General features: G+C 74.5%; 25 protein-coding genes and 2 pseudogenes. 12 read left to right on the top strand and 15 right to left on the bottom strand.

Features of this window, described 5'->3' with window-relative positions; genetic code table 11:
• Window positions 1–350: 350 nt before the first annotated feature.
• Window positions 351–857 (bottom strand): hypothetical protein, encoded by a 507-nt coding sequence (locus BLV05_RS38665; protein WP_152691079.1) that lies wholly within the window; start codon window positions 855–857, stop codon window positions 351–353.
• 95 nt (window positions 858–952) lie between these two features.
• Between BLV05_RS38665 and BLV05_RS38660 the strand changes: the two genes are divergently transcribed.
• From BLV05_RS38660 to BLV05_RS18560, 3 genes and pseudogenes are all read left to right on the top strand, one after another.
• On the top strand, window positions 953–1,120 hold the full coding sequence (locus BLV05_RS38660) for a hypothetical protein (RefSeq protein ID WP_157524271.1): 168 nt from the start codon (window positions 953–955) through the stop codon (window positions 1,118–1,120).
• 27 nt (window positions 1,121–1,147) lie between these two features.
• A pseudogene (locus tag BLV05_RS38655) lies at window positions 1,148–1,342 on the top strand (SIP domain-containing protein); the annotation flags it as partial.
• A gap of 31 nt (window positions 1,343–1,373) precedes the next feature.
• Window positions 1,374–2,816 (top strand): LLM class flavin-dependent oxidoreductase, encoded by a 1,443-nt coding sequence (locus BLV05_RS18560; RefSeq protein WP_046772363.1) that lies wholly within the window; start codon window positions 1,374–1,376, stop codon window positions 2,814–2,816.
• Here the strand turns inward: BLV05_RS18560 and BLV05_RS18555 are convergent.
• The gene (locus tag BLV05_RS18555; RefSeq protein WP_046772362.1) at window positions 2,811–3,599 is read right to left on the bottom strand and encodes a GDSL-type esterase/lipase family protein; all 789 of its coding nucleotides are present in this window, start codon (window positions 3,597–3,599) and stop codon (window positions 2,811–2,813) included. The genes BLV05_RS18560 and BLV05_RS18555 overlap by 6 nt on opposite strands.
• 172 nt (window positions 3,600–3,771) lie before the next feature.
• On the opposite strand from BLV05_RS18555, the gene BLV05_RS18550 reads away from it, so the two are divergent.
• From BLV05_RS18550 to BLV05_RS18535, 4 genes are read left to right on the top strand one after another with little or no spacing between them, the layout of a single operon-like run.
• Complete coding sequence (locus tag BLV05_RS18550) at window positions 3,772–4,269, top strand: SigE family RNA polymerase sigma factor (RefSeq protein ID WP_046772361.1); 498 nt, start codon at window positions 3,772–3,774, stop codon at window positions 4,267–4,269.
• A 1-nt stretch (window position 4,270) separates the two neighbouring features.
• Window positions 4,271–5,446: a TolB-like translocation protein gene (locus BLV05_RS18545; protein WP_046772360.1), complete on the top strand. Its 1,176-nt coding sequence runs from the start codon at window positions 4,271–4,273 to the stop codon at window positions 5,444–5,446.
• Window positions 5,447–5,495: 49 nt separating this feature from the next.
• The gene (locus BLV05_RS18540; RefSeq protein WP_046772359.1) at window positions 5,496–5,981 is read left to right on the top strand and encodes an RNA polymerase sigma factor; all 486 of its coding nucleotides are present in this window, start codon (window positions 5,496–5,498) and stop codon (window positions 5,979–5,981) included.
• Window positions 5,978–7,069, top strand: a complete 1,092-nt coding sequence (locus tag BLV05_RS18535) for a hypothetical protein (RefSeq protein ID WP_046772358.1) — start codon at window positions 5,978–5,980, stop codon at window positions 7,067–7,069. The genes BLV05_RS18540 and BLV05_RS18535 overlap by 4 nt, the downstream gene beginning before the upstream one ends.
• Window positions 7,070–7,075: 6 nt before the next feature.
• On the opposite strand, the gene BLV05_RS18530 is transcribed toward BLV05_RS18535, so the two are convergent.
• Window positions 7,076–8,140 carry a hypothetical protein gene (locus BLV05_RS18530; protein ID WP_046772357.1) on the bottom strand — a complete coding sequence of 355 codons (1,065 nt, stop codon included), beginning with the start codon at window positions 8,138–8,140 and terminating at the stop codon, window positions 7,076–7,078.
• Window positions 8,141–8,168: 28 nt separating this feature from the next.
• Window positions 8,169–8,615: a DUF2510 domain-containing protein gene (locus BLV05_RS18525; protein ID WP_046772356.1), complete on the bottom strand. Its 447-nt coding sequence runs from the start codon at window positions 8,613–8,615 to the stop codon at window positions 8,169–8,171.
• A gap of 85 nt (window positions 8,616–8,700) precedes the next feature.
• On the opposite strand from BLV05_RS18525, the gene BLV05_RS18520 reads away from it, so the two are divergent.
• Both BLV05_RS18520 and BLV05_RS18515 read left to right on the top strand, forming a co-directional pair.
• Entirely contained in the window at window positions 8,701–9,177 is a 477-nt protein-coding gene (locus tag BLV05_RS18520; RefSeq protein ID WP_046772355.1) for a DUF6328 family protein, read from the top strand.
• A complete protein-coding gene (locus BLV05_RS18515) occupies window positions 9,174–10,052 on the top strand; it encodes an NUDIX hydrolase (RefSeq protein WP_197683195.1) in 879 nt (292 codons plus the stop codon). Before BLV05_RS18520 ends, BLV05_RS18515 begins: the two co-directional genes overlap by 4 nt.
• A 117-nt stretch (window positions 10,053–10,169) precedes the next feature.
• Here BLV05_RS18515 and ku read toward each other — a convergent pair whose 3' ends face one another.
• A complete protein-coding gene (ku, locus tag BLV05_RS18510; RefSeq protein ID WP_201778022.1) occupies window positions 10,170–11,036 on the bottom strand; it encodes a non-homologous end joining protein Ku in 867 nt (288 codons plus the stop codon).
• 114 nt (window positions 11,037–11,150) lie between these two features.
• On the opposite strand from ku, the gene BLV05_RS18505 reads away from it, so the two are divergent.
• A complete protein-coding gene (locus tag BLV05_RS18505) occupies window positions 11,151–11,360 on the top strand; it encodes a hypothetical protein (protein WP_046772353.1) in 210 nt (69 codons plus the stop codon).
• 4 nt (window positions 11,361–11,364) lie between these two features.
• On the opposite strand, the gene BLV05_RS18500 is transcribed toward BLV05_RS18505, so the two are convergent.
• The 9 genes and pseudogenes from BLV05_RS18500 to BLV05_RS18460 all read right to left on the bottom strand — a co-directional run bounded on the left by BLV05_RS18500 (window position 11,365) and on the right by BLV05_RS18460 (window position 23,271).
• Window positions 11,365–12,060 carry an ABC transporter ATP-binding protein gene (locus BLV05_RS18500; RefSeq protein WP_046772352.1) on the bottom strand — a complete coding sequence of 232 codons (696 nt, stop codon included), beginning with the start codon at window positions 12,058–12,060 and terminating at the stop codon, window positions 11,365–11,367.
• Window positions 12,053–12,976, bottom strand: coding sequence for an ABC transporter ATP-binding protein (locus tag BLV05_RS18495; RefSeq protein ID WP_082155781.1), 924 nt, complete (start codon window positions 12,974–12,976; stop codon window positions 12,053–12,055). Before BLV05_RS18495 ends, BLV05_RS18500 begins: the two co-directional genes overlap by 8 nt.
• Complete coding sequence (locus BLV05_RS18490) at window positions 12,973–15,663, bottom strand: FtsX-like permease family protein (RefSeq protein ID WP_046772351.1); 2,691 nt, start codon at window positions 15,661–15,663, stop codon at window positions 12,973–12,975. Before BLV05_RS18490 ends, BLV05_RS18495 begins: the two co-directional genes overlap by 4 nt.
• Window positions 15,660–18,701 (bottom strand): ABC transporter permease, encoded by a 3,042-nt coding sequence (locus BLV05_RS18485; RefSeq protein ID WP_046772350.1) that lies wholly within the window; start codon window positions 18,699–18,701, stop codon window positions 15,660–15,662. The genes BLV05_RS18490 and BLV05_RS18485 overlap by 4 nt, the downstream gene beginning before the upstream one ends.
• 53 nt (window positions 18,702–18,754) lie before the next feature.
• Window positions 18,755–19,507, bottom strand: coding sequence for a TrmH family RNA methyltransferase (locus BLV05_RS18480; protein ID WP_046772349.1), 753 nt, complete (start codon window positions 19,505–19,507; stop codon window positions 18,755–18,757).
• Between the two features lie 219 nt (window positions 19,508–19,726).
• Window positions 19,727–20,479 carry a sulfite exporter TauE/SafE family protein gene (locus tag BLV05_RS18475; RefSeq protein ID WP_046772348.1) on the bottom strand — a complete coding sequence of 251 codons (753 nt, stop codon included), beginning with the start codon at window positions 20,477–20,479 and terminating at the stop codon, window positions 19,727–19,729.
• 352 nt (window positions 20,480–20,831) lie between these two features.
• Window positions 20,832–21,738: pseudogene (locus BLV05_RS18470) on the bottom strand (SPFH domain-containing protein); the annotation flags it as partial.
• Between the two features lie 78 nt (window positions 21,739–21,816).
• The gene (locus tag BLV05_RS18465; protein WP_046772347.1) at window positions 21,817–22,284 is read right to left on the bottom strand and encodes an NfeD family protein; all 468 of its coding nucleotides are present in this window, start codon (window positions 22,282–22,284) and stop codon (window positions 21,817–21,819) included.
• A 174-nt stretch (window positions 22,285–22,458) separates the two neighbouring features.
• Window positions 22,459–23,271, bottom strand: a complete 813-nt coding sequence (locus BLV05_RS18460; RefSeq protein ID WP_046772346.1) for an ABC transporter ATP-binding protein — start codon at window positions 23,269–23,271, stop codon at window positions 22,459–22,461.
• A gap of 101 nt (window positions 23,272–23,372) precedes the next feature.
• Between BLV05_RS18460 and BLV05_RS18455 the strand changes: the two genes are divergently transcribed.
• Complete coding sequence (locus BLV05_RS18455) at window positions 23,373–24,128, top strand: hypothetical protein (RefSeq protein ID WP_046772345.1); 756 nt, start codon at window positions 23,373–23,375, stop codon at window positions 24,126–24,128.
• A gap of 14 nt (window positions 24,129–24,142) precedes the next feature.
• Window positions 24,143–25,372, top strand: coding sequence for a phosphoserine phosphatase SerB (gene serB, locus BLV05_RS18450; RefSeq protein ID WP_046772344.1), 1,230 nt, complete (start codon window positions 24,143–24,145; stop codon window positions 25,370–25,372).
• A 4-nt stretch (window positions 25,373–25,376) separates the two neighbouring features.
• On the opposite strand, the gene BLV05_RS18445 is transcribed toward serB, so the two are convergent.
• Entirely contained in the window at window positions 25,377–25,895 is a 519-nt protein-coding gene (locus tag BLV05_RS18445; protein ID WP_046772343.1) for a SixA phosphatase family protein, read from the bottom strand.
• Between the last annotated feature and the right edge of the window lie 19 nt (window positions 25,896–25,914).

Genomic DNA, 25,914 nt, shown 5'->3' with positions numbered 1-25,914 from the left:
TCGCGCGCAGTGCGGCTGGATTGCCGCTAGAGTCCCCTCGTGACAGCCGAACGTCGAACATACGTGACACCGCGGGTGACGGCCCGTGCCGGGCTCGGTCTCGCCGTCCTCGTGGTGCTCGCCACCGGGTGCGGCCGAGCGCCCATGCCCGCCGCCACCGACGACGACGTGACGGCGCAGGCCTCGGCGACGCTGCCCGGGGCCACCGCCGCGGACGCCGTACCGTGGGAGAACGTCGAGACGTTCCTGGCCGCGACCCGCGGTCGCTACGAGAAGGTCGACGAGGTGGTCTCCGGTCCCGAGCGGGCGACGCTCGTCGAGGAGACGTCCCAGTTCGACCTCGACGCCCGCTACGTCGAGGTGACCCTCGAGTTCCCCGATGCCGGGCTGCTCTCGGACGGGGAGATGACCGGGGACGAGTCGCTCCGTTTCATCACGACCGACACCACCATGCTCATGTGGAACGGGACGTCGGCGGAGACGTGCGGGGCGGCGTGGGTCGACATGACGACGACAGCGGGGTCCGGAGGGCTCGGCCTCGACCTCGCCGCGGGTGACGGCCTGCTCATCGAGCCGTTCGAGGTGCTCCGCCTGGCCGGTGAGCCCGCCCTGGACGGCATCGAGCCCGACGGCGCGACCTGGTACGAGTTCACCGCGCCCGCCGGACTGGGGATGCAGCTGTCGAGTGACCTCGCCAACAACCCGGCCGTCCTCGAGGCGATGGACGGCATGGAGTCGCCGGCCCGGGTCCTGCTGCCGACCAGCGGCACTACGTTCCGGCTGGAGATCGACCACTCCGAGGTCGCCGCGGCGGCCAGCCGGGCCGCGGCGGACGGCGAACCGATCCCGGAGGGCATGGCCGTCACCTCGGTCTGGCACGTCACGACGGACATCCCGCCGTTCGACACCGCCCTGCCCACTGACGTCGCCCCGCCGAGAGCTGTCTGGGCGGATGAGCATGCGCACCGTCGGGGTAGACCTGAGTGCCGAGCCGGACAAGACCGCCGTCGCGACCGTGGAGTGGTCCGGCGGTGCCGCCGTCGTGACGGAACTGGCCGAGACGGCCCGCGTCGAGGGCTGGATCGCGATGCCCACCTGCGGCCTCGACGACCTGCGCTAACGGCGCCGCCGGCGGCCGGTGCACCCGCTGGTCCGCGCGGCGACGGGGTCGGCGCTCGCCGCGACCGTCGACGACCTCGTGACGCGGCCCGGCCGGACCTTCCTGTTCGCGGCCGGCGAGGCGGGCGACGTCAAGCCGCTGCGGAGCTGGCGGCGCGGCGAGGTCGACGCGCACGGGACCGGCTACTGGAAGCGCGGCGTCGCCGGGCACGACGACGACTGACGGGGCGCGCGGGGCCAGCTAGCCTGAGCCCGTGACGACGCAGCCGATCCCGGACCCGGCGCTGGTGGTGCTGGTCGGCGCCTCCGGCGCGGGCAAGTCGGTCTGGGCGCGGGCCCGCTACCGGGCGCAGGAGATCGTCTCGTCCGACGACCTGCGCGGCGTGGTCGGCAGCGGCCGGCACGACCTCGACGCGACCGACGACGCGTTCGCGCTGCTGGACCGGATCGTCGCCGCTCGCGCCGGCCGCGGGCTGACCGTCGTCGTCGACACGCTGGGGCTCGACGCCGAGCGCCGCCGCGGCTACCTGGCCGTCGCCCGCGACGCCGGGCTGCCCGCCGTCGCCGTCGTGTTCGACACGCCCGCCGAGCTGTGCAGGGCCCGCAACGCCGCCCGAGACCGGCCGGTCCCGGCGCCGGCTCTGGTCGGTCAGCTGCGCCGCGCGAGCCAGGTCGGGGCCGAGCTGGACGGCGAGGGCTGGGACCTCGTCGTGACGATCCGCGACGACGCCCCGCCCGCCGAAGCAGCCGCACCGAGCCCGGCGACAGCCGGCGCGGAGACGAGTGACCGCCGGGTGATCCTGCAGGTCTCCCGCTTCCCGTGGGGCAACGACCCGGCCGGCTGGCTCAAGGAGATCGCGCTGGCCGCCGACGAGGCGGGCTTCGCGGGCCTGGCGCTGATGGACCACCTGATCCAGATCCCGCAGGTCGGGCGCGCTTGGGACCCGATCCCGGAGTCGTTCACGACGCTCGGCATGCTGGCCGGCCTCGGCACCGGGCTGCGGCTCGGCCCGCTGTGCACGCCGGTGACGTTCCGTCCGGGCGGCATCATCGCGAAGGCGGTCGCCACGCTGGACGTGCTGAGCGGCGGGCGGGCGTTCGTCGGCATCGGCGCCGGCTGGTTCGCCCGCGAGCACGACGTGCACGGGCTGGCCTTCCCCGGCCCGAAGGAGCGGCTGGACGAGCTGGAACGCGCCGTCGAGCTCATCCGCGCGCTGTGGGCGTCGGGCACCAAGGCGTACTCCGGCACCCGGGTCGAGCTGCCGGAGACGACGTCCTACCCGCGGCCCGCCGGCCGGCCGGAGATCATCGTGGGCGGGTCCGGCGACCGGTCGCTGCGCATCGCCGCCGAGCTGGGCGACGCCTGCAACCTGCGCACCGACGACGGCTTCGACGAGCGGCTGGCGGTCTTCGAGAAGCATCGCGACCGCACCGGCCGCGACGTCGCCGTCACCGTCCTCGACCTGCCGATCGTCGGCCGCGACCGCGACGACGTCTGGCGGCGGGTCGAGCAGGCCCGCGGCAACGCGACGGCGGCCGCGTACGCCCGCAAGCACCACGCCGCCACGCCGGAGCAGACGGCCGAGCGGTACCACGAGCTGTTCGCCCGCGGCGTCGGCACGATCTTCGTCGCCGTCCAGGACCTCGCCTCGCCCGACGACGTCCGCGCGCTGGCCCCGATCGCCGCGGCCTCATGACGCCGTCAGGCCCAGCGCCGTCCCGATCAGGTCGCACCAGGCCAGCACGCCGGCCTCGGACGGGTGCACGCCGTCGCTGAGCCAGTCGTCGGTCAGCGCGCCGGCCCAGTCGACGACCACGAGGTTCGGGTGCTCGGCGGCGACGGCGCGCAGCTGGTCGTTGAGCCAGGCCGAGTTCTGCAGGTCGGCCTCCCGCTGCGCCGCGTCGCCGCGCCAGCGATCCACGTGCACCGTGAGCCAGTAGACCGGGCGGCCGTCAGCGGCGGCCAGCACCCGCTCGACCTGCCGCCACCAGCCCAGCGGCGCGAAGATGTCGTTCGCGCCGGCGACCACGACGACGCCGCGATCGGGGATGAGCGCGGCGTTCTCGACGATCCAGTCCACCGCCGGCGCCGTCGGCCGGCCCGGCTGCGCGTTGACGGCGACCGGCAGCCCGTGCGCCGAAGCCAGCCGCGCCGTCAGCTCGTCGATCGCCGCCCGCGCGATGGAGTCGCCCACCACCAGCACGCCGTCGGCGTCCTTGACCGCCTGGAACTGCGCCGGGTCGCTGGTCCGCAGCGTGGTGCCGCGCCACTCCCCCAGCTCGCCCGAGCCCGGCGCCGTCCGGTCCTCGCTGAGCACCTGCGGCAGCGGTTCGGCGGCCAGCGGCGCCGGTGCCGTCAACGTCGGCGCCGACGGAGCGGCCAGCAGCTCGACGTCGTCCTCGATCATCTGGGTGGCGACGGCGCCGACGGCGACCAGGGCCAGCAGCAGCGAGAACGAGGACAGGGTGGAACGAGGCATCGCGGAGCCCCCCGGGTGACCGTGGCCGGTGCGAGCAACTGCCCGCTCACCCTGTAGGACGGGGCGTGCAGGCGATCCGGTTGCATTGTAACGATCTATCCCGGAGGTTCGATGCAGCGTTCCGGGCCGTCCACGCGTCCTCGGATGTGACGGGCCCATGACGGGAGGCACGGTGGATTCGCAGGACGACGAGGAGTTCCGGCGCTTCGTGGCCGGACGGTCGCTCGCGCTGCTCCGCACGGCGTACGCGCTGTGCGGCGACCGGGACGTGGCCGAGGACCTCGTGCAGGGCGCGCTGGCCAAGCTGTACCGGCGCTGGCACAAGATCGACGAGCCCGAGGGCTACGTCCGCCGCATCATCTACAACGACCAGGCCAGCCGCTGGCGCCGGCGCCTGGTCCTGCGCGAGGACCCGGTCGACGCCGTCCCTGATCGCGCCGCGCCCGACGCCGTCGAGGCCGTCGGCGACCGCATGGACGTCCTGGCGCTGCTGCAACGGCTGGCGCCGCGGCAGCGGGCCGTGCTGGTGCTGCGCTACTACGAGGACCTGTCCGAGCGCGAGATCGCCGCGCTGCTCGGCTGCTCGACCGGGACCGTGCGCAGCCAAGCGCACCGCGCGCTGGCGAAGCTGCGCGACCTCGCCCTCGAACCGACTCTGGACGGAGCGTGACATGAACGTCGAGGAACAGCTCAGGGCCGCCGTAAACGACGCGGTTCGGGAGGTGCCGCCCGGCTTTGCCGACGGCGCGATGCGGCGCGGGCGTCGTTCGCGGCGGACGGCACGGGTCGCGGTGGGCGGCGGGGCGGCGGCCGCGGTCATGGCAGCCGCCGCGCTGGTGGTCGGCGTCGTCGGCACCGACGGCCCGACCACCGGCATCGATCCGGCCGGCGGCGGCGTGGTCGACCTCGGCGAACTCGGCATCGGGCCGGCGCCGGAGGTGCCCTGGTACGAGGGCGGTGCGCTGCACTTCGGCGACTCGACGACCCCGTACGAGTACCTGGGCAGGCCGGAGAACCCGGCGACCATCCAGCGGATCAGCGGCGGCTACGTCGTGACCCAGAGCGAGCCGGATCTGACCCACGCGACGGTGACCCTCGTGCGCGACGACGGCGAGCAGGTCGTACTCGCAACGGGCCTTGTCGAACCGCCGGTGGTCTCGGCCGATGGCGAGCGGCTGGCGTGGGCGGTGCAGAACGAGGAGGTGATCCGCGACACGCAGCAGACCTTCACCACCACGGTCTCGGTCGCCGACGCCGGCGGTGAGCTCCTGGCCGAACTGCCCGCGTCGGCCAGCCCGTACGCCAGCCCGGCCGGCTTCCTGGCCGACGGCCGCCTCGCCCTGAACGCCGAGGTCGACGGGGAACGGGGCGTGCACGCCTGGGAGGTCGGCGACGACGCGATCACCCAGCTGCCCGTCGGCGCCGACCTCCTCGCCATGTCGCCGGCCGTCGGCCTGGGGGTGTACAACGACGGCGACGGCGCCTACGTGGCGGCCGACCTGGCGACCGGCGAGGACCTGTGGCTGTACGAGGACGGCAAGAATCCGTCCTTCTCCCCCGACGGGCGCTACATCGCCGGGAGCGACCGGCCGAACGCGCCCGACTCGCCCGTCGAGCTGGTGCTCCGCGACGCACGCACCGGCGACGAGGTGCTGCGGGTCGCGTTCGAGTGGATCGCGCACAGGAGGTGGGAGTCGCCCACGTCGATCGTGCTCAGCGTCGTCCAGGGCACCGAGGCCGCGCTGGTCCGCTGCACCGTGGACGGCGACTGCGAGCTGGCCACCGAGCTGCGTCCGGCCGACGCCGATCCGGACACCCCCGACAGCCCGTACCTGCTCGGCTATTGAGGGGACTCAACACTTCCGGCGGCGTGTGCGTGTTGACTGTGTGAGCACGATGGACGACGACTTCGCCGACTGGTACGTCGCGCTGCGGCCGAGGGTGCTGCGGGCGGTGACCGTCGCCGTCGGCGACCGGGACCTGGCCGAGGAGGCCACCGCCGAGGCGTTCGCCCGGGCGCTGGCCCGCTGGCCGGCCGCAGCGGCGCTGGACGCGCCGGTCACGTGGCTGCTGAAGGTGGCGGTGAACGAGGTCCGGTCGCGCTGGCGGCGCGCCCGGCTCGAGCGCCGGCACCTGCAGCGCATCGCCGCGGAGCCGCAGCGGCACACCCCGGCCGCAGAACCACGCGACGACGGGTTGTGGACGGCGGTCGCGGCGCTGCCCGAACGCAGCCGCCAGATCGTCGCGATGCGGTACGTCCTCGACCTCACCGAGCCCGAGATCGCCGCCGCCCTGGGCATCACCCGGGGCACGGTCGCGTCGACGCTGAGCCGCGCCCGGCAGCAGCTCGCGACCGCACTCACCCGTGAGGAGACCCCATGACCGAGCACGACGACGAGCTGGCCCGCGCGCTGAACGACGTCCCGGTCGGCGAGTACGCGCCGATCGAGCGGCTGCGCGGCCGCGCCCGCCAGCTGCGACTGCGCCGCCGGCTGGCCGGTGCCGGCCTGGCCGTGGGCGCCGCCGCGCTGGTCGCCGTCCCGTCGGCGCTGGCCATCAGCGGAGACGGCGGCACGGCCGGGCCGCAGCCGGCCGCGTCCGGCACCTCCACCCCGTGCCCCGAGACCTATGCGGACATCCGCGACGGCGAGGTGCCGGACCCGGTGATGGAGCCGGCCGGCGTGCCCGAGGTGCTGCGGCTGCTGTGGTCGCCCGACGCGGCCCCGGCGCCGGAGCGCGCGTTCGCCGAGGACGCCTCCGCCCAGAACGCCGCGGCCGTCCAGCAGCTCGCCGGCTGCCCGGATCCGGCCGACCAGAGCGTCCTCGTCGTCCAGGTCGACGGCGACATCGTCACCCGCAGCGCGCTGGTGCTGCGGGTCAGCGACGACACCGTCATGGTGACCTCCGAAGCTGCCACGACGCTCGCCGCCGGCGACACGGAGGTCACCGTCGAGCGCTCCGAGGGCTTCGTCTCGGCCTACTGGGAGTCCGGCGGCGCCACCTGGGCGGTGCGCGGCGACGAGCTGTCCGACGACGAGATCGCCGAACTGATCCAGACCATGCGGACCGACGGCGGCCGGCTCGACGTCGGCGACTGGTCCGTGGCCGCCGACGCCGAGCAGCTCATCCAGGGCACCGGCCGGATCGATCGCCCCGGCGACTACAGCTACTCCGCCGTCGGGCCGGACGACCTGCGTCTCACCGTCGCCGACGAGGACGACTCGCTCTGGCTGCACGCCCGGGCCGGCAGCCGCGTGACGGCGGTGGCCGGGGCGATGGCGCTGGTCTTGCCGCCGGCCGGCGACGCCGGGGCGTTCCTGGCGTGGCAGCCCACCGACGGGGTCACGGCGACGCTGCAGGGGCAGGCGTCCGAGGCGGAGCTGCTGGCGATCGCCGAGACCGTCGGCCCGGTGCCGGTCGACGAGCCGCGGCTGGCCGACGTCTGGGCGCTCGGCGACGCCGGCCTGTGAGCCTGGTCAGTCGCGCAGCGCCAGGTACTCGGCGCGGGCGGTGAAGACGCCGCGCATCTCGGTGGTCACGCCGGCCATGAACTCGTCGCGGTAGGTGGAGTCGGTGAGGATGGAGATGGCGTAGTAGAGCCCCGTGAATGCCGCCATCCCACCGGCCACGCGCAGCAGCGTCTCGGACAAAAGGGTCTCGTGGCCGAACAGGGTGATCTCCTGGCTCCACGCGCCGGTGGTGCCGGCCCACGACTCCCCCACCTCCGGCGTTACCGCGAACAGCCCGAACGCGACGAAGAACCCGCCGACGCCGGCGCTGACGACGGACACTTGCAGGATCTGGCTCACCACCAGCGTCAGCCCGACGTTGACCCGCTGCCGCCTGGTCAGCGGCCGGGACTCCGCGTTGAGGTCGGCCTCCAGCTGCCGCACCAGCCCGGGCGCACGGACGGCGAAGAACACCAGCCCCAGCCCGAACAGGAACCCCATCACCACGAAGGCGAACGCCCGCGGCATGTTCCCGAACATCTGCCACATCTCGGCGTTGACGAACAGCACGAGCGAGAAGATCAGCAGCAGCGGCAGCGTCCGGACCAGCCGGCCCAACGAAGCCGCCAGCTCGTCGGCCATGCGGCTGAGCGCCCACAACACCGTCGCGATGAGTCCGTAGCCGACCACCAGGTAGACCAGCAGCAGGAACAGCGAGTTGCCGGCGATGATGCCGGCGAACTGCCGCCACTGGCCGCCGAAGATCAGCGGCAGCAACGCCGGGACCAGCACGAACGCCGCCAGCTCGGGCCGTCCGACCTCGCGCGGCAGCTCCAGGAAGCGGCGGCCGCGGATCCGGTTCAGAGCACCGAACGCGACGATCAGGATCGCCAGCCCGCCCAGCGCCGCGACGACGTTGAGCAGCAGCGGCCACTCCAGCTCGGTCGCGCCGAGCATCTCGCCCAGGAACACCAGTGCCAGCCATGGTGCGGCCCTGGTGAAGATGTCCTCGCTCGCGCTGTAGTCCTCGATGAACAACGGGAGCCCGCTGCGCCGGAACCGTCGTTCGTAGTCGGCGAGGTCGTCTGCCACAGGCCGGACTCTACCGACCGCCGCGCCGTCAGAACGTCAGCGTCGCCAGCACGAGGATGAGCAGCGCGGTCAGCATGAACGACGCCGTGCCCGCCACGACGCCCGCCACGCCGAGCAGCAGCCGGCGCCGTCGCAGCGCCCCGATGCCCAGCCCGACCGCCACGATGCCCAGCACGACCGGCGGGAACACGGCGAAGTTGCCGAGCTCGCCCACCGGCTGGACGAACGCGTACAGTCCCGCCGCCGCGCCGACCAGCCCGGTGACGACCGCTCCGGCGCCGAGCAGCAGGCCGTCGCCCGCCGCTTCCGGGGCCGGCGGCTCCGCGGACCGGCCCGGCAGCTGGGCCGCCTGCGCCTGCCGGACCACGGCAGACTGCGACGTGTGCGACCAGAACTGGCCGTTCCACCAGCGGATGTTTCCCGCTTCGTCCGGGTACCATCCGGGCTGTCGCGGTTCGCCGTGCCGCTCGGTCATCCGTCCGCCCCCACGGCTCCCAGGCTGACAGGCCGGCGTGAACGCAGCGTGAACCAGCAGCGTCGTCGGCCCACGAGGAGGAGCGGTGAGCGAACAGGGCTACAAGCGGGACGAGGACCAGGCCGACCGGTACGACCGGCACTGGAACGAGCTGCTCCAGGAGCTGCGCATCGCCCAGACAGGCGTGCAGATCCTGTTCGCCTTCCTCCTGACCATCGCGTTCACCTCGCCGTTCCGCGACTCCGACGACTTCACGCAGGACGTGTTCGCGGTGACGATCGTCGTCTCGGCGATGTCCATGGCGCTGCTGATCGCGCCCGTGTCGTTCCACCGGATGGTGTTCCGGCAGAAGGTTCGCGACAGAATGATCCCGATGGCCTCGAGAATGACCGCCGGTGGTCTGTTCCTGCTGATGCTCGCCGTGTGCGGCGGGCTGCTCCTCGCGCTCGACGTCGTCCTGTCGCGCTGGCTGGCCGTCACCGTCAGCGGCGTCGCGCTGCTGTGGTTCGTCGCGTTCTGGTACGTCATCCCCGGCCGGGTGCGCGCGCGGAGCGCGTCTTGACCCTCATTCACCACCGGCACGACGGCGACGGATGGGTGGACTGCGCCTGCGGGCAGCGGCACTGGGGCCGGTACGGCGCGGCCGGGCTGCTCCTCGTCGACGACGAGCGCGGCGTGCTGCTGCAGCACCGGGCGCACTGGAGCCACCACGGCGGCACGTGGGGCGTGCCCGGCGGCGCGCGGTCGTCGTCCGAGACGGCACTGGAGGCGGCGCTGCGCGAGAGCGCCGAGGAGGCCGACGTCCCGCCCGACGCCGTCCGGCCCAGCCACGCCTGGGTCGAGGACCACGGCCCCTGGTCCTACACGACGATCGTCGCCCGCCCGACGCGGCCGGTGAAGGCGCGGCCGGCCGACCCGGAGAGCCTGGACATCACCTGGATCCCGCTCGACGACGTCGCGGCGCTGCCGCTGCTGCCGGCGTTCGGCACGCTGTGGCCGCAGATCCGCGCGGCGGCGCCGTCCGACCTGGTGCTGGTGGTCGACGCCGCCAACGTGGTGGGCTCGCGGCCGGACGGCTGGTGGCGCGACCGCGTGGGCGCGACGGCGCGGCTGCGCGACGAGCTGGAACTGCTGGCGCCGGTCCCCGCGGCGTCGCTCGGGCTGCCGGCGACGCAGTGGTGGCCGCGGATCGTGCTGGTCGCCGAGGGCAAGGCCCGCGGCGTCGGGTCGCTCGACGACGTCACGGTCGTCGACGCGCCCGGCAGCGGCGACGACGCGGTCGCGGCCGCCGTCGCGTCGGCCGTCGCCGAGCGGCCGCACGACCACGTCATCGCCGTGACGGCCGATCGGGAGCTGCGCTCACGCGTCGACGCCGCCGGCGGCCGCAACCTCGGCCCGTCAGCACTCTTCGAGATCACCCGCCGCCCCGCCCCCTGACCCCACTCAAGTTGATCTTGGGGTTTTTCGGCAATTCCGGTCCGGAATGTCCGGTAGATTCCCGAACGACTCCAAGATCAACTTGGGGCGGCGGGGGTGAGTGGGCCGGGCGGCGGGTCAGGCGGACTTGCGCTTCGCGGCGGTCTTCTTGGCGGCGGCCTTCTTCGCGGTCTTCTTGGCCGGCTCCGCGTCCTTGCCGCCCGCGCGGTTCTGCTTGGCCTCCTCGACGCTGCGGCGCAGGGCCTCCATGAGGTCGACGACCTTGCCCTCGGCCGGCGCGGCCTCAGGTGCCGCGATGACCTCGGCGCCCTCGGCCTTGGCCTCGACCACCTTCAGCAGCGCCTCGCGGTACTCGTCGTGGTACTCCCCGGGGTCGAAGTCGCCGGACAGGGTGTCGATGTAGGACTCGGCCATCGCCATCTCCTGCTTGCGGACCTCGATGTCCTCGTCGAGGAAGTCGAACTCGGGCTTGCGGATCTCATCCGGCCACAGCATGGTCTGCACGATCAACGTGCCCTCGAACGAGCGCAGCACCGCCAGCCGCTCCTTGTTGCGCAGCGCCACCTTGACGACGCCGACCCGGCCGGACCGCTCCAGCGAGTCGCGCAGCAGCGCGTACGGCTTGGTGTCGCCGGTGGGCTCGGCGTAGTAGGCGCGGTTCAGCGACGTCGGGTCGATCTGCGAGAACGGCACGAACCCCAGCACCTCGACCGACCGCGACGACGTGATGGGGAGGTCCTCGAAGTCCTCGTCGGTGAGGATCACCATCTGGCCGCCGGGCAGCTCGTAGCCCTTGGCGATGTCGGCGTAGGCGACCTCGTGGCCGCCGGCCTCGCAGACGCGCTTGTACCGGACGCGCCCGCCGTCGGCGGCGTGCACCTGCCGGAAACTGACGTCCTTCTCCTGGGTGGCCGACACCAGCCGGACCGGGATCGACACCAGGCCGAACGAGATCGAGCCCTTCCAGACCGTCTGCACAGGCATGTTCCACTCCGTCCGCCGGCACCGTCATCGGATGCGTGCCCCAGCCTATTGTGGCTCGTAACGACAACGGCGCGCCTCCTGGGCCCCGTCCTTCTCGCGTGTCACCCTCGAAACATGAGGGCAAGACAGAACCTGAACGTCGCGGCGCCCGAGCTGCTCATCGGGTCCCTCACGGCCTGGTGCGGCGAGTGCGACGCGGAGACCGAGTTCGACAAGGTGCCGGGCGGACTGGGCGTCGAGTACGCCTGCCGCGAGTGCTCGGCGGCCGTTTTCAACGGCGACCTCCCGCTCATCGAGTCGATCTTCCAGCCCGTCGCCGTCTGACGGCTCAGGCTGCTGCCGCGGCGTCCACGACCCGGCCGTCGCGGAGTTCGACGGTGCGGTCGGCCTGCTCCATGAGCGCGGGATCGTGGGTCGCGACGACCGCCGTCATGCCGCGCCGGCGGACGAGGTCGTGGATCAGCGCCATCACCGAGGCGCCGGTCCGGGTGTCCAGCTGCGCCGTCGGCTCGTCGGCGATCAGCACGTCCGGGTCGCCGGCCAGCGCCCGCGCGATGCCGACCCGCTGCTGCTGCCCGCCGGACAGCTCGTACGGACGCTGCTCGGCGTGGCCGTCCAGCCCGACCAGCGCCAGCAGCTCGACCACCCGCGCCGCCCGCGCGACCGGGTCCAGCTCCTGCAGCCGCAGCGGGATCTCGACGTTCTCGGCGGCGGTGAGGATCGGGATCAGCCCGAACGACTGGAACACGTAGCCGACCTGGTGCCGGCGGACGGGAACGAGGTCCTTCTCGCTCATCGCGGACACCTCGAGGTCGCCGACGAACACCTGGCCGCTGGTCGGCCGGTCCAGCGCCCCGAGCAGGTTGAGCAGCGTCGTCTTCCCCGAACCGGACGGCCCCTTCACGACCAGCAGCTCGCCGGGGTGCGCCTCGAGGTCGACGGCGCGGACGGCGTGCACCTCGCGCGCGCCGCTGCCGAACACCCGGCTGACGGCGACGGCGCGGACGGCGTGGTTCTCACTCACCGGCGACCCCTTCCCCACGACGCTGCCTCTCCTGTTCGTCCGGCCACACCCCGATGTGGTCCGGTTCCAGCGCCAGCCGGACGCGGTCCTGCAGCCGCAGCGCGCCGACGAAGTCGTCGGGGAGCTGCAGCCGACCGGCGCGGTCCAGGACGGCGAACTCCTCGGCGATGTGCTGCTCCTGGCCGTGCTCGTCCAGCTCGGTGCGCCGCAGGATCTCCGTCGCCGTGCGGCCGTCGCGGATCTGCACCGTCCGCCCCACGTGCCCGGCGACCGCTTGGTCGTGCGTCACCACCAGCACCGTCACGCCGAACTCGGTGTTCGCGTGCCGGATCGCCTCGAACACGTCCGCCGACGTCGCCTCGTCCAGCTCGCCGGTGGGCTCGTCGGCCAGCAGCACCCGCGGCTCGTTGACCAGCGCGACCGCGATGGCGACCCGCTGCTGCTCACCACCGGACATCTCGGCAGGGCGGCGGTCGCGGCAGTGCCCGACGCCCAGCGTCTCGAGCAGCAGGTCGACCCGCTCCGCTCGGGCCTGCCCGCCTTGCCGCGCGATGGCGGCCGGCACGGCGACGTTCTCGGCGGCGGTGAGGTACGGCAGCAGGTTGCGCGACGTCTGCTGCCACACGAACCCGACGGTGTGCCGCTGGTAGCGGACCCGCTCGCGGCCCTTCATCGTCAGCATGTCGTGCCCGGCCACCTTCGCGACGCCGGCCGTCGGGGAGTCCAGTCCGGACAGGATGTTCAGCAGCGTCGACTTGCCCGACCCGGAGGCCCCGACGACGGCGACCACCTCGCCCTCGTCGACCCGCAGGTTGAGGCCCTGCAGCGCCTGCACCTCGACGCCCTCGGCGGTGTAGATGCGCACGAGGTCCTCGCACACGATGTCGCGGCGCTCCGCCGCCAGCAGCTCCGTCACGTCTCGTCACCAATCCGTAGCATCCTGGCCGGCGCCAGCCGACGTCCCGTCAGCACCGACACCACCACCGCCACACCCACCACCAGCACGAACCCCAAGGTCACGACGCCTAGCAGACCGAACGGCAGGTGCACCGCCGGCTGCTCGCCGCCGCCGGTCAGCGACCGCAGGTCGACGCCGGAGAGCACCGCCCACGGCAGCCCCACGCCCAGCAGCAGCCCGGTCACGAGCGACACCGCCGCCACCGGCGCGGCCTCCCAGACGACCAGGCCCTCGCCCTGCCGGCCGGACAGCCCCAGCGTACGCAGCTGCGAGAGCAGCCGGCCCCGCGACGGCGCGCCCACCACCATGGTGAGCACCACCGCGGCCGCGCACAACAACCCGGTGAGCGCGATGGCGCCGACGATGGCCCGCGCGGTGCCGTCGTTCACCGGCCCGCGCAGGTCCGCGATCGCCGACCCCGGCGTCGTCACCGTCCGCTCCCCCAGCTCGGCCGCGACGGCAGACGCGCTGCCGCCGGAGGTGACGTCGACCAGCGTGATCCGGGGCGGGATGATCGTGACGCCGGCGTCCTCGAGCACACCGCGGTCGGCCAGCATCCACTGGCTGCCCGAGGTGAGCCCCGGGATCGAGTCCACGGTCCCGGCCACGACGGCGTCCAGCCGCTCGCTCAGCGACAGCGTGCCGGTGGCGCCCTCGTCGACGACGCCGTCCGCGACCAGCAGCGGGATCGCACCGTCCGGCCCCAGCGTGGTCAGCCCGGCCGGCAGCGGGTCCAGCGCCGACCCGCCGGCGCGCACCGCGTCCAGGGCGTCGACGTCGACGACGTAGAGCGGGACGCGGTTGTCGATGGTGCCGACCTTGAACAGCGTCGGCCCGGTCGTGACGACGGGCGCGACGGCGTCGACGCCGGGCAGCGAGCCGACGGCGGCCAGCTCGGCCTCGGTGAGCGGCGCACCGGACACCCGGACGTCCGCGCCGACCTGCTGCCACGCGGTCTGCTCGATCCCCCGCTCGGTGGTGGACCAGACGACGGTCGAGAACGCGGCGATCGACATGCCGACGACCAGCGCGAGCATCGGGACGAACCCAGCGACCGGGTCGCGGACGGCCCGCGCGGTCCCGAGGTAGGCGACGGTGCCGCGGCGGCCGCCGAGCACCCGGCCCAGCGTCGCCATCGGCCGCGGGTACAGCCGCATGACCAGCACGCTGACCGCCAGCGCGAGCAGCAGCGGCGTCGCAGCCGTGAGCGGGTCGACCCCGGCGCCGCCGGCCTCCAAGCCGCGGGCGTTGAGCGCGAAGCAGGCCGCGGCGGCCGCGCCGACGGCCAGCCCTTCGACCAGCGTGCGGGCCCGCGACGGCCGGCCCAGCCCGAGGTCGCGACGCACGGCCCGCAGCCCCTTCGGGCGCGCGGCCAGCGGCAGCAGCACGGCCGGCGCCAGCCCGACCACCAGCGGCAGCAGCACTCCGGCGGTCCCGCCGACGCCGTCGACGAACCGGCCGACGAGCACGGTGGCCAGCGCGGCGGCCGGCAACCCGAGCAGCAGGCCCTCGGTGACCATGAGCAGCCGCAGCTGCAGCGGCGACGCGCCCCGGGCGCCGATCAGCGCCAGCGCGGACCGGCGCCGCTCGACCATCAGCCGGGCGGCCAGCGCCAGCACCGCCAGCGAGACGCCGAGCGGGCCGGCCGCCACGATCGCGATCAGCGCCTGTGAGCTGTCGTGCCGCTGCGCCACCCGGTCCAGGACGTCGATCGAGCCGGTGGTGAGGATCGGGGAGAACGGCCGGTGCCCCTCCTCCGAGACGACCATCGGCGCCGCCGCGATGAACCGGCTCAGCGCGTCGCGCAGCGGCACCGTGACGTCCGCCCGCGCCGACGAGACGTCCAGCGGGTACCACAGCCGCGTCTCCGCTGACGACCCGACCACCGGCGCCAGCGCCGACCACGAGTCCGCGTCGACGTACGCGGCGACGGTCAGCGTCCGGCCGCGGTCCCAGTCGTCGAGGACCTCCGGCGCCAGCGCCGCGCGGTGGTGGGCCCACACCGGCGCGGCGGCGTCCAGCGGCTCGTACACGCCGGACAGCCGGTACACCAGCCCCGACGCGAGGGCCGCGGTGCCGACCGGCCGCACCGCGGTGGTGACGTCCCCGACCGCCCAGCCGAGCTCCTCGGCCGACGCCCGCGCCACCATGACGTCGACGACGTACGGCTCCCCCGGCCCCGGCTCGGTCGCTGCCGCCGGCGTCTCGCCCTCGACGACGCGGACGGTCTCGGCCCAGTACGGGTCGGCGGTCGGCAGCAGTTCGGTGGCGCTCTCCGCCGCGCGCACCTCGACCGGAGCGGGCGGCGCGGTGACGACGAACCGGCCCGGCCCGGTCGCCTCGCGCACGGCCGCCGGCGCGTCGTCGCGAATGGCCGCGAGCGCCGCGTCGAACGGCGCCCAGACGTCGCCGCCGGCGACCATGGGCGGCGGCCCCGCGGCCACCGACGTCACGTCCCGCAGCGTCGCCGGGGTGCCGGCCATCTCCGCGTGCAGGTCGTCGGTGAACACCTGCTCGGCCAGTCGCGGCAGCGCCGCCGCCACCGGCGCGAGCACGAGCACCACGCAGACGACGACCAGCGCCGCGGCGCGGTCGGCGAGGAACTGCCGGCGGAACAGCCGCCCGGTCCCCAGACCCCGGCTCACCGTCGCTCCTCTCCGGGCACGGCCAGCGCCGCATCACGGCCCGCCCGGGACGCCTGCAGCAGGGCGACCGCCGCGACGACCCCGGTCAGCACGACGCCGAACAGCGCCAGCGCGCCCAGGCTCGCGCCGCCGACCGGGTCCAGTGCCTCCGGCACCCCGGACGTCGCGGCCCGGGCCAGCACCGTCACCGTCAGGGCGGCGACCACCAGCCCGCCCACCGCGCCCGCCGCCATCGCCAGCACACCCATCCCGGCCTGCTCGATCCGCCGCGACCGGGCCTGCTCAGACGGCGCGACACCGACGACCCGCAGCACCGCCAGCTCACCGCGGCGCTGCCGCTGCAGCGTCGCCGCCGACGCGACCGCGCCGATCGCCGTCAGCACGACCGCCGCCACCGCCACCGACCAGAACGCCGGCACCACGTGCCGCGCCAGCCCGTGGTCCAGCAGCCCGGACCGCACCGTCTCGCGGTCGATCGCCTGCGCCGCACCGGTCAGCCCGGCGTCCTCGACGGCCGCCGCCAGCCCGGCGGTGTCGCCGCCGTCCGCGCTCAGCCACACCTCGGTGATGCGCTGCGGCCGGTCGGCGACGCGCAGCAACGTCGCGGTGACGCTCGGCAGATCGGCGACGAACGCGACCGGATCGGCCACGCCCGGCACGACGGGCACCGCGTCGACCACCCACGCGTCCACCCGTGCGCCGGCGACGTGCAGCGTGACCGGGTCGTCGGTCTGCAGGCCGAAGTGGTCCAGCGCGGCCTGCGAGGCGACGACGGGGACCGGCCCGCTCGCCGCGGCCGGTGGGGTCAGCCGCACCCTGGCGCCGGACGCGGACGCGACGACCGCCGCCGACAGCGGCGACGCGCGGCCGGGGTCGGCGGCCTCGATCCGGTAGCTCGCCTCGGCCTGCGGCAGCCACGCCGCGACGCCGGCCAGCGGCAGGTCGGTCGTGGCGCCGGAGCCGTCGACCGCGCGCAGCGCCGTGACGGCCGGTTCGGTCGGCCCGGGAGCGGCGACGGTGAGATCGGCGACGACGACGGTGCCGAACCCGGCAGGCACGGCCGCGCCGCCATTCTCGACGACCGCCTCGGCCAGCACGCCGTCGGCGTCGGCGACCAGCAGCGTGACCGCGGAGACGGCCGTCGCGTCGACCTCCAGCCGCTCGGTGCCGGCCGGCAGCTCCAGGCCGGTCAGCGCCGGCTGTTCCGGCGCGACGTCGGAGGCCACCCGGCCGGCCGGGAACACGTCGTCGCGGGCCTCGACCACGCCGCTCAGCCGGTCGGCCGGCATGGCCAGCAGCGCGGCGCTCTCGTCGCCCACTCGGGCTCCGGTCGACAGCACGCCGACGGCGTCGCTCGCGCCACCGACCTGCAGGTACGGCCCGGCGGACTCGGCCGGGCGGGCCGGGGTGAGCGGCCCGGCGCGGTCGAACGTCACCCTGACGTCGGCGCCGGAGCGGACGTCGGCGAGGTCCTCCTGCAGGCCGGTCCAGGTGGCCGAGTACGACGCCGCGAGGACGCCCGCGCCCGCCGTCACCACGACCAGCACGACCACGGACGCGTACACCGGCAGCCGGCGGGTCACCTGCCAGGCGGGCAGCAGCAGCCCGAGCCTGCGGCGGCCGGCCAGCACCCGCTCGGCCAGCGCCAGCGGGAACGGGACGGCGAGCAGCGCGAGGGCGGCGCAGGCCAGCAGCGCCAGCGCCGGACCGGGCGTGGCGAGCAGATCCGCGCCACGGCCGCCGGACGCCTCGCCATATCGCCGCAGCTGCCAGATCGCGACCGCGGCGGCGATCAGCGCGACCGCCGCGAAGCTCCAGCCGATCGCTCCGGTGGCGCGGCGGCTGCTGAACGCGACGGTGTCCTCGACCCGGCGGCGGGCGGTCATGGCAGCGGCGGCGACCAGCAGCGCGAGGGTGCCGGCGGCGACACCGGCGGCGCACCACGCGGCCACCCCGGCGTCCACGGCCGGCCCGGTGCCCGCGCGCAGCGCGAGCACCGTCGCGGCCGCACCGAGCGCCGCGGCCGGCACCACCACCGCCACCGACTCCAGCACCGACCACCACACCAGCTGCCCGGCGGACAGCCCGCGCGAGCGCAGCAGCGTCGTCTCGACCTCGCGGACCACGCCGAGCAGCCGAGCCACCTGGGCGCCGGTGACGATCGCGACGGCCACCAGCACCACCAGCGGGACGGCGGAGACGCTGGTGCCGCGGCTGACATCGGCGTCCAGCGCGGCGACGGTCGCGGGCAGCCCGCCGCTGATCGCGACGCCGTTGACGTCGACCCGCTCGTCGTTCTCCAGCACGCGGGGCAGTCCCGGCTGCTCGCGGGTCAGCGCGGCGACCTGACCGGGGGTGATCGCGCCGGCCTCCGGCGTGATGCGCCAGCGCACCCGTGGCGACGGCTCGACGGCGGTCAGCGCGGCCTCGGTGACCACGAACGGCCCGTAGGCGGACCCGTCGACGCCGGCCACCTCGAGCGGCTGGCCGAACCAGAACGGGTCGCGCGGGTCGGCGGGCAGCCAGGTGCCGGTGACGCGAACGCGGGCCTCGCCGACGGTGATCTCGTCACCGACGACCAGGCCCAGCGCCTCGGCGGCGGTGGCATGCAGCGCCACCGGGGTGACGACGCCCCTGCCGCCGTCCACCGGCCAATTGCCGTCGACCAGCTCCGCGTGCTCCTCGATGCCCTCGTAGGCGGACAGGACGCCGCGGGCGTCCTCATCACTGCCCGGAACGGTCAGGGCGTCCTCGCCGCCGGCCAGGCTGCGGTACACCTCCAGCGGTGCGCCGCCGGACTGGTCGGCGACGTCAGCGCGGACGGCGTCGTCCTGCTCCGCGGGGTCGGGGCCGAGCCGGGTGACCGCCTGCAGTGTCGCCTCCGCCGGCGGCGCGTCGCGCAACGCCTCGCGGACGCCGTCCTGGCTGGCCACGACCAGGTAGCCGACCAGCCCGGTGGTCACCGCGGCCACCACGACCACCCACGCGGCCACCGTCGCGACGACGGCGGCGTGGGCACGTGTGCGCTTGATCCGCATCAGCCGTGCTCACCGGCTCGGCAACCGTTTCCCCCACGCATGATCGGCAAAGCCTACCGGGGGTAACGCAGGGCATAACAGGCCACAGCGGTCGCCGCAGCCACATTGAGACTGTCGACTCCGGCCTCCATCGGGATGCGCACGCGCCGGTCCGCCGCAGCCATCCAGCGCGCGGACAGCCCGTGTCCCTCGCCGCCGACCAGCAGCGCGGTCCGCTCCGCCGGAGCGACGTCGGCGAGGTCGACGGCGTCGTCGGCCGGGGTGAGCGCCAGCGTCTCGAACCCGGCCGCCGCCAGCGCGCCGGGCGCGTCGTACCACTCCTCCACCCGCGTGTACGGCACGGAGAACACCGTGCCCATCGAGACCTTGACGGCGCGCCGGTACAGCGGGTCCGCGCAGCGCGGCCCCAGCAGGACGGCGTCCCAGCCCAGCGCCGCCGCGCAGCGGAAGATCGCACCGACGTTGGTGTGGTCGACGAGGTCCTCCAGCACGACGACGCGTGCCGCCGCGGCCAGCACGTCCTCCACCGGCGGCAGCGGCCGGCGGTGCAGCGACGCCAGCGCGCCGCGGTGCACGTGGAAGCCGGTCACGCCCTCGATGACCGGCTCCGGCGCGACGTAGACGGGGACGTCGCCGGCGGCGGCGAGGACGTCGGACAACGCGTCGACCCAGCGCTGCGCCATCAGGAACGAGCGCGGCCGGTAGCCCGCGGCGATCGCCCGGCGGACCACCTTCTCGCCCTCGGCCAGGAACAGCCCGTGCTCGGCCTCCAGCGACGTCCGCAGCTGGACGTCGCGCAGCGCCATGTAGTCGGCGAGGCGGGGGTCGTCGACGCCGCCGACCTCGACTAGGGGGTGTCTGATGGATCTTCGGCGGCGCGGATCGACGCCCAGACGCCGACCAGCTGCGTTGTCGTCGTCGCTCGATGGCACCGCATCGACCTCCTCCTCCGCCTTGCTGGACCGACGACTGGACGCCGCCCGCATCCACCAATATCCATCAGACACCCCCTAGCCGCGGCGCCGTCACCGCAGCACCAGCACGACGACGGCGGTCACACCCACCACGACGACGACCACCCGCAGCACCAGCGGCGACAGCCGCCGGCCGACCTGGGCGCCGAGCAGCCCGCCGGCCGCGGAGCCGAGCGCGATCAGCCCGGCGACCGCCCAGTCGACATCGGCGACCACCATGAACACCAGCCCGGCGACCAGGTTCACCAGCCCGGCCTGCACGTTCTTGACGGCGTTCAGCCGCTGCAGCGAGTCGGACAGCGCCAGCCCGAGGACGGCGAGCAGCAGCACGCCCTGCGCGGCGCCGAAGTAGCCGCCGTAGACGGCGGTCAGCAGCACCAGCAGCCAGACCACCGGTCCGCCGTGCTCGCGCCCGGGCGGCCGGTCCTTGAGCCGTCGCGAGATCCACGGCTGCGCGGCCACCAGCACACAGGCCAGGACGATCAGCACCGGCACGATCGCCTCGAACGCGCCCGGCGGCAGCGCCAGCAGCAGCACCGCGCCGCCGCTGCCGCCGACGACCGCGGCCAGCCCGTACCGGAGCACCCGGCCGCGCTGGCCGCGCAGTTCCTCGCGATAGCCCCAGGCCCCCACCAGGGAGCCCGGCACCAGCCCGACGGTGTTGGACACGTTGGCCACCACGGGTGGATAGCCCAGCGCCAGCAGCGTCGGGAACGTGATCATCGTGCCTGACCCGACGACGACGTTGATCGCACCCGCGGCGAACCCGGCCGCGACGATCGCGACGACGTCGAGCAGGCTCACCCCGCCGGCGGTGCGGGCGGAGCGGGCGGGTGCGGCGGCTCGGAGGCGGGCCCGCGCTCGTCATCGGGGTCGACGGTCAGGTCGCGGCCCAGCGCCGGGCCGGGCTCGTCGTCCAACCCGGGCTCGTCGGCACCCGAGCCGGGCTCGCCGGTGTTGATGCGTGCGGGCGGGAGCGGCATCGACGGGTTGGACGCGACCTCGGCGGCCTGCAGCGCCCGCCGGACCTCCTCCTGGGCGGCGGCGGCAGCGGCCTCGCTCTCGGCGGCGGCCTCCTGCGCGGCGGCCTCGACCGCCTCGGCGACGGTGTCGTCGGGCGGCGGGATGGCGCCCGGCGCGAAGCCGGAGCCGAACCGGCCGACCGCGTCGCCGAGGCCCTCGAGCGCCTTGCCGAACTCGCTGGGCACGATCCAGACCTTGTTGGAGTCGCCCTTCGCGATCTCGGGCATCATCTGCAGGTACTGGTAGGCCAGCAGCTTCTGGTCGGGGTTGCCGCGGTGGATCGCCTCGAAGACGGCGCCGATGGCCTTCGCCTCACCGTCGGCGCGCAGGATCTGCGCCTGCTTCTCCGCCTCGGCCCGCAGGACCAGCGACTGCTTGTCACCTTCGGCGGTGAGGATGGCGGACTGCTTCTGGCCCTCGGCCGTCAGGATCTGCGACTGCCGCACGCCCTCGGCGTTGAGGATCGCCGCGCGCTTGTCGCGGTCGGCGCGCATCTGCTTCTCCATGGAGTCCTGGATGGACGGCGGCGGGTCGATGGCCTTCAGCTCGACCCGGTTCACCCGGATGCCCCACTTGCCGGTGGCGTCGTCGAGGACGCCGCGCAGCGCGTTGTTGATCTCCTCGCGGCTGGTCAGCGTGCGCTCGAGGTCCATGCCACCGATGACGTTCCGCAGCGTGGTGACGGTCAGCTGCTCGATGCCCTGGATGTAGTTGGCGATCTCGTACGTCGCCGCCTTGGGGTCGTTCACCTGGTAGTAGATGACGGTGTCGATGGACACGACCAGGTTGTCCTGGGTGATCACCGGCTGCGGCGGGAACGACACGACCTGCTCGCGCAGGTCCAGCAGCGGCAGCACGCGGTCGATGAACGGCACGACCACCGTGAGGCCGGGGTCGAGGGTGCGCTGGTAGCGGCCCAGCCGCTCCACGATGCCGGCCCGCGCCTGGGGCACGATGCGCACCGACTTGGCCAGCGTCACCAGCACGAAGATGGCCAGGAGGATGACGACGAGGAGGACGAAGATCTGACCGGCTTCCATGTATGACCTTCCGCTGCTTTCCGTGTGGTCAGGCGAGTCGCGGCAAAACCTATCAACAACCCGGGGCCGGGCCGGGTCTTACCGCGAGTCGGCCTCGAACACGAGCGCCGTCGCCCCCTGGATCTCGATGACGTCGACATCGCGGCCGGCCTCGATGACCGACGTGCCGTCGTAGCTGCGGGCGGTCCAGACCTCGCCGGCCAGCTTGATGAGACCGCGCTCGGAGTCGACCGTCTCGACGACCACGCCCTTGCGGCCGACCAGCGCCGCGGCGCCCGTGCGGGTGTTGCTACTGGTGCGCAGGTGCCGCTTGGCGACCGGCCGGACGAACCCGAGCAGCGCCACGCTGACGGCGGAGGCGATGAGCAGCTGCAGCCACAGGGCGTCGATGCCGACGGCCGCCGCCAGCGCGCCGGCCAGGGCGCCGCCGGCCAGCATGAGGAAGATGAGGTCGACGGTGGTGGTCTCGACGATGCCGAGCAGGAACGCCAGGCCGAGCCAGGCGACCCAGTCGTGGTCGCCGAGCCAGTCGAGGAAATCCTGCATGGTCTCAGTCTAGGGTGTGTCTCCCGGGTCTCGGCCGTAGCGAGCGGCGTCCAGGTGGATGCCTCGCAAGGCCGAGGAAGGAGTCATAGCGGGAGGTTCTACGTCGACTGACGAGAACGCCGCGAGGCGCCGCCTGGGCGTCGCGCAGTAGGCCACGGACCCGGGAGACACACCCTACGGTGCGGGGACGCCGTCGCGCGCCGCTACGACGGCCCGCGCCGACCACCGTCCGTCCTCGTGCCGCACCCGCAGCGGCAGCCCGAACGCGGTGCTCAGGTGCTCGTCGGTGAGCGTCTCGGTGACGGGCCCGGCGGCCACGACGCGGCCGCCCGAGAGCAGCAGCGCGTGGGTGAACCCGGGCGGGATCTCCTCGACGTGGTGGGTGACGAGCACGGTGGCGGGCGAGTCGGGGTCGGCGGCGATCTCGCCGAGCGTCGCGACCAGCGTCTCGCGGCCGCCGAGGTCGAGGCCGGCGGTGGGCTCGTCGAGCAGCAGCAGCTCGGGGTCGGCCATCAGCGCCCGGGCCAGCTGGGTGCGCTTGCGCTCGCCCTCGGACAGCGTGCCGAACGTCCGGCCGGCGAGGTGCCCGATGCCCATGCGCCGCAGCAGCCAGCCGGCGCGGTCGTCGTCGAGGTTCTCGTACGACTCGCGCCACCGGCCGACGACGCCGTACGCGGCCGTCCGCACGACGTCGAGCACGGACTCCTGCCGCGGGATGCGCTCGGCCAGCGCGGCGCTGGTGATGCCGATGCGCGGGCGCAGCTCGAACACGTCGACGGCGCCCATCATCTCGCCGAGCACGGCGGCGTAGCCGCTGGTCGGGTGCATCTGCGCGGCGGCGATCTGCAGCAGGGTGGTCTTGCCGGCACCGTTCGGCCCGAGGATCACCCAGCGCTCGCCGTCGGCCACGGCCCAGGTGACTTCGTCGAGCAGGCGGCTGCCCGAGCGCACGAGCGTGACGTCGGCAAGTTCCAGCACATCGGACATCGCGTGGACCGGCTCCCTCGGTGACGACGGACGAAGCCCGTGACGACGCACGCCCCGGAACCTCGGCCCGACTCTATCCGTCGGGTCGTAGGCTCTTGAGCATGGTCTCCCTCCCCCGCTCCGCCCGCCTCGCGGCCTGGGGCACGGCCTGGCTGCACAGCGAGGCGAGCCTCGACGACGTCGTCGACCGCGTCCGCGCCGACGACGAGCCGCACGACGCCGTCGACGTCCCCGGCACCGCCACGGCCACCGGCCTGTCCGAGGCGCTGGTGGCGCTGCGCGGCGAGGGCACGAAGGCGTTCCTCGTCGCGCTGCCCGCGCCGGGCGACCCCAGCGGCCTGGGCGGCCCGGCCGACCTCAACGGCTACGCGGTCGACGCCGGCGAGGCGGTCATCTCCGACGGCGCGCCGTACGCGCTGGTGCCCGACGTCCGCACGTTCGGCCCGCCCGGCGACCAGGGGCACCTGGTCACCTGGATGATCCGGGCCGCCGAGCCGGCGCCCGCGGGCCCGTCCCTGGCCGACGCCGACAAGGAGCTGACGACGTCGCTGCTGGCGGCAGGGTCGATCCTCACCGACCTCGACGTGCCGTCGTGGCGGCCCGAGGTCGAGGCGCTGCTCGGCGACATCCGCGCCAACCGCGAGTCCGACCCGCTGCCGCGCGCGTTCCCGCCGCAGGCGCAGGCGGTGGCGGCGCGGGCGGCCCGGCTGCTCGCCGTCGTCCAGTTCGCGCTCGGCGACGACGGCGGCGCGCTGACGACGTCTGAGGCCACGTCGCGGCGGTCGGCACTGACCCCGCTGGAACGGGCGTCGCGGTCGGCGCTGGCCGCCGCCTGTAACGCCCTGGCGACGCGATAGCGTTGCGGCTTGCGATGAGCCTGCCACCGGAACCCCCCGCCACCACCCTGCTGGTCACCCTCACCGGGCGCGACCGGCCGGGCCTGACCGCGCAGCTGTTCGCGGCGCTGTCCGCACACGACGTCGAGGTGCTCGACGTCGAACAGGTCACCGTCCGCGGCCGGCTGGTGCTGGCGGTGCTGCTGAACCCGTCGCCCGCCGCCTCCGACGACGTGCTGCGCCGGTCGCTGACGTCGCTGGGCGAGCAGCTCGGCGTCGAGGTCGAGCTGGAGCCCGGGCGCGGCGACCGCCGCCGTCCGCCGGGGCGGGCGCACATCACCGTCCTCGGCTTCCCACTGCGGCCCGGCGCCGTCGCCGCCCTGACCGACGCGGTCGCGAAGGCCGGCGCGAACATCGACCGCATCGTGCGGCTGGCGTCGTACCCGGTCACGTCGATCGAGTTCGAGGTGTCCGGCGCCGACCCCGCCCGGCTGCGGGCCGACCTCGCCGCCGTCGCGCTGGCCGAGGGCGCCGACGTCGCCGTCCAGCCGTCCGGGCTGCTGCGCCGGGCCAAGCGGCTGGTCGTCATGGACGTCGACTCCACGCTCGTGCAGGGCGAGGTGATCGAGATGCTGGCCGAGAAGGCCGGGGTGCTCGACCAGGTCGCGTCGGTGACGTCGCGGGCGATGGCCGGCGAGCTGGACTTCGCGGCGTCGCTGCGCGAGCGGGTCCGGCTGCTCGCCGGGCTGCCCGCGTCGGCCGTCGCCGAGGTGCGCGCGGCGGTCGAGCTGACCCCCGGCGCGCGGACGCTGGTGCGCACGCTGAAGCGCCTGGACTACAAGTGCGCGATCGTCAGCGGCGGGTTCTCGCAGATCACCGACCCGCTGGCCGACGAACTCGGCATCGACTACGCCGCCGCCAACACGCTGGAGATCGCCGGCGACGTGCTGACGGGCGGGCTGGTCGGTCCGATCCTGGACCGGCCGGGCAAGGCCGCCGCGCTGGCCCGGTTCGCCGCCGCCGAGGGCATCCCGCTGTCGCAGACCATCGCGGTCGGCGACGGCGCCAACGACCTCGACATGATCGCCGCCGCCGGGCTGGGCGTCGCGTTCAACGCCAAGCCGATCGTCCGCAGCGCCGCCGACACCGCCGTCAGCGTCCCGTACCTCGACGCGATCCTCTACCTGCTCGGTATCAGCCGCGACGACATCGAGGCCGCCGACGCCGCCGACGGCACCCCGACGCCCGCCCCGCCGGTGCGCTGAGGTGTCATCCCCGGGCGACGGTGTAGCCGACCAGCCGGAGCGCGCCCGGGTCGACCGCCGTCCAGTCGCCGTCGACGGTGAACACCGCGGCCGACGCGGTCGGGAAGCCGGCCCGCATACGCGTGGTGTCCTCGACCGCCGAGCCGCCGTCGTCGAGCGCGTTGGCCAGCATGCCGATGCTCGGGTTGTGCCCGACGACCAGCGCCGACTCCGCCTCCGCGGGCAGCGCCCGGATGATCTCGAGCAGGTCGCCGGCCGACGCGTAGTAGACGTCGTCGGTGACGACCGGGTCCGGCGCACCGGGCAGCTCGGCGGCCAGCAGTCGGTACGTCTGCTGCGTCCGCTGGGCGCTCGACACCACCGCCACCTGCACCGGCACCTCCTGCGCCCGCAGCCAGCGGCCGATTGCCGGCGCGTCGCGGCGGCCCTGGCCGGCCAGCGCGCGGCCGTGGTCGTCGCGGTCGCCGCGGTCATGCAGGTGCTCGGCCTTGGCGTGCCGGATCAGCACGAGGGTCCTCGCCATCCACGCAAGCCTAAGTGCT

The organism is Jiangella alkaliphila, assembly GCF_900105925.1.
GTDB lineage: Bacteria > Actinomycetota > Actinomycetes > Jiangellales > Jiangellaceae > Jiangella > Jiangella alkaliphila.
The sequence above is the reverse complement of the archived record's forward strand: the minus strand, read 5'-3'. Positions and strand labels throughout refer to the sequence as shown.

What these genes read in the sequence shown, in the direction of transcription:
- ku (WP_201778022.1), bottom strand. Translation starts at nt 11,036, where the DNA reads ATGCCTGTGCAGACGGTCTGGAAGGGCTCGATCTCGTTCGGCCTGGTG.
- BLV05_RS18480 (WP_046772349.1), bottom strand. Translation starts at nt 19,507, where the DNA reads ATGGCGCTGCGCGACGTCCAGCTGCGGACGTCGCTGGAGGCCGAGCAC.
- BLV05_RS18465 (WP_046772347.1), bottom strand. Translation starts at nt 22,284, where the DNA reads ATGCAGGATTTCCTCGACTGGCTCGGCGACCACGACTGGGTCGCCTGG.
- BLV05_RS18485 (WP_046772350.1), bottom strand. Translation starts at nt 18,701, where the DNA reads ATGCGGATCAAGCGCACACGTGCCCACGCCGCCGTCGTCGCGACGGTG.
- BLV05_RS18455 (WP_046772345.1), top strand. Translation starts at nt 23,373, where the DNA reads ATGGTCTCCCTCCCCCGCTCCGCCCGCCTCGCGGCCTGGGGCACGGCC.
- BLV05_RS38660 (WP_157524271.1), top strand. Translation starts at nt 953, where the DNA reads ATGAGCATGCGCACCGTCGGGGTAGACCTGAGTGCCGAGCCGGACAAG.
- BLV05_RS18505 (WP_046772353.1), top strand. Translation starts at nt 11,151, where the DNA reads ATGAGGGCAAGACAGAACCTGAACGTCGCGGCGCCCGAGCTGCTCATC.
- BLV05_RS18535 (WP_046772358.1), top strand. Translation starts at nt 5,978, where the DNA reads ATGACCGAGCACGACGACGAGCTGGCCCGCGCGCTGAACGACGTCCCG.
- BLV05_RS18545 (WP_046772360.1), top strand. Translation starts at nt 4,271, where the DNA reads ATGAACGTCGAGGAACAGCTCAGGGCCGCCGTAAACGACGCGGTTCGG.
- BLV05_RS18445 (WP_046772343.1), bottom strand. Translation starts at nt 25,895, where the DNA reads ATGGCGAGGACCCTCGTGCTGATCCGGCACGCCAAGGCCGAGCACCTG.
- BLV05_RS18555 (WP_046772362.1), bottom strand. Translation starts at nt 3,599, where the DNA reads ATGCCTCGTTCCACCCTGTCCTCGTTCTCGCTGCTGCTGGCCCTGGTC.
- serB (WP_046772344.1), top strand. Translation starts at nt 24,143, where the DNA reads ATGAGCCTGCCACCGGAACCCCCCGCCACCACCCTGCTGGTCACCCTC.
- BLV05_RS38665 (WP_152691079.1), bottom strand. Translation starts at nt 857, where the DNA reads ATGCCCTCCGGGATCGGTTCGCCGTCCGCCGCGGCCCGGCTGGCCGCC.
- BLV05_RS18540 (WP_046772359.1), top strand. Translation starts at nt 5,496, where the DNA reads ATGGACGACGACTTCGCCGACTGGTACGTCGCGCTGCGGCCGAGGGTG.
- BLV05_RS18525 (WP_046772356.1), bottom strand. Translation starts at nt 8,615, where the DNA reads ATGACCGAGCGGCACGGCGAACCGCGACAGCCCGGATGGTACCCGGAC.
- BLV05_RS18460 (WP_046772346.1), bottom strand. Translation starts at nt 23,271, where the DNA reads ATGTCCGATGTGCTGGAACTTGCCGACGTCACGCTCGTGCGCTCGGGC.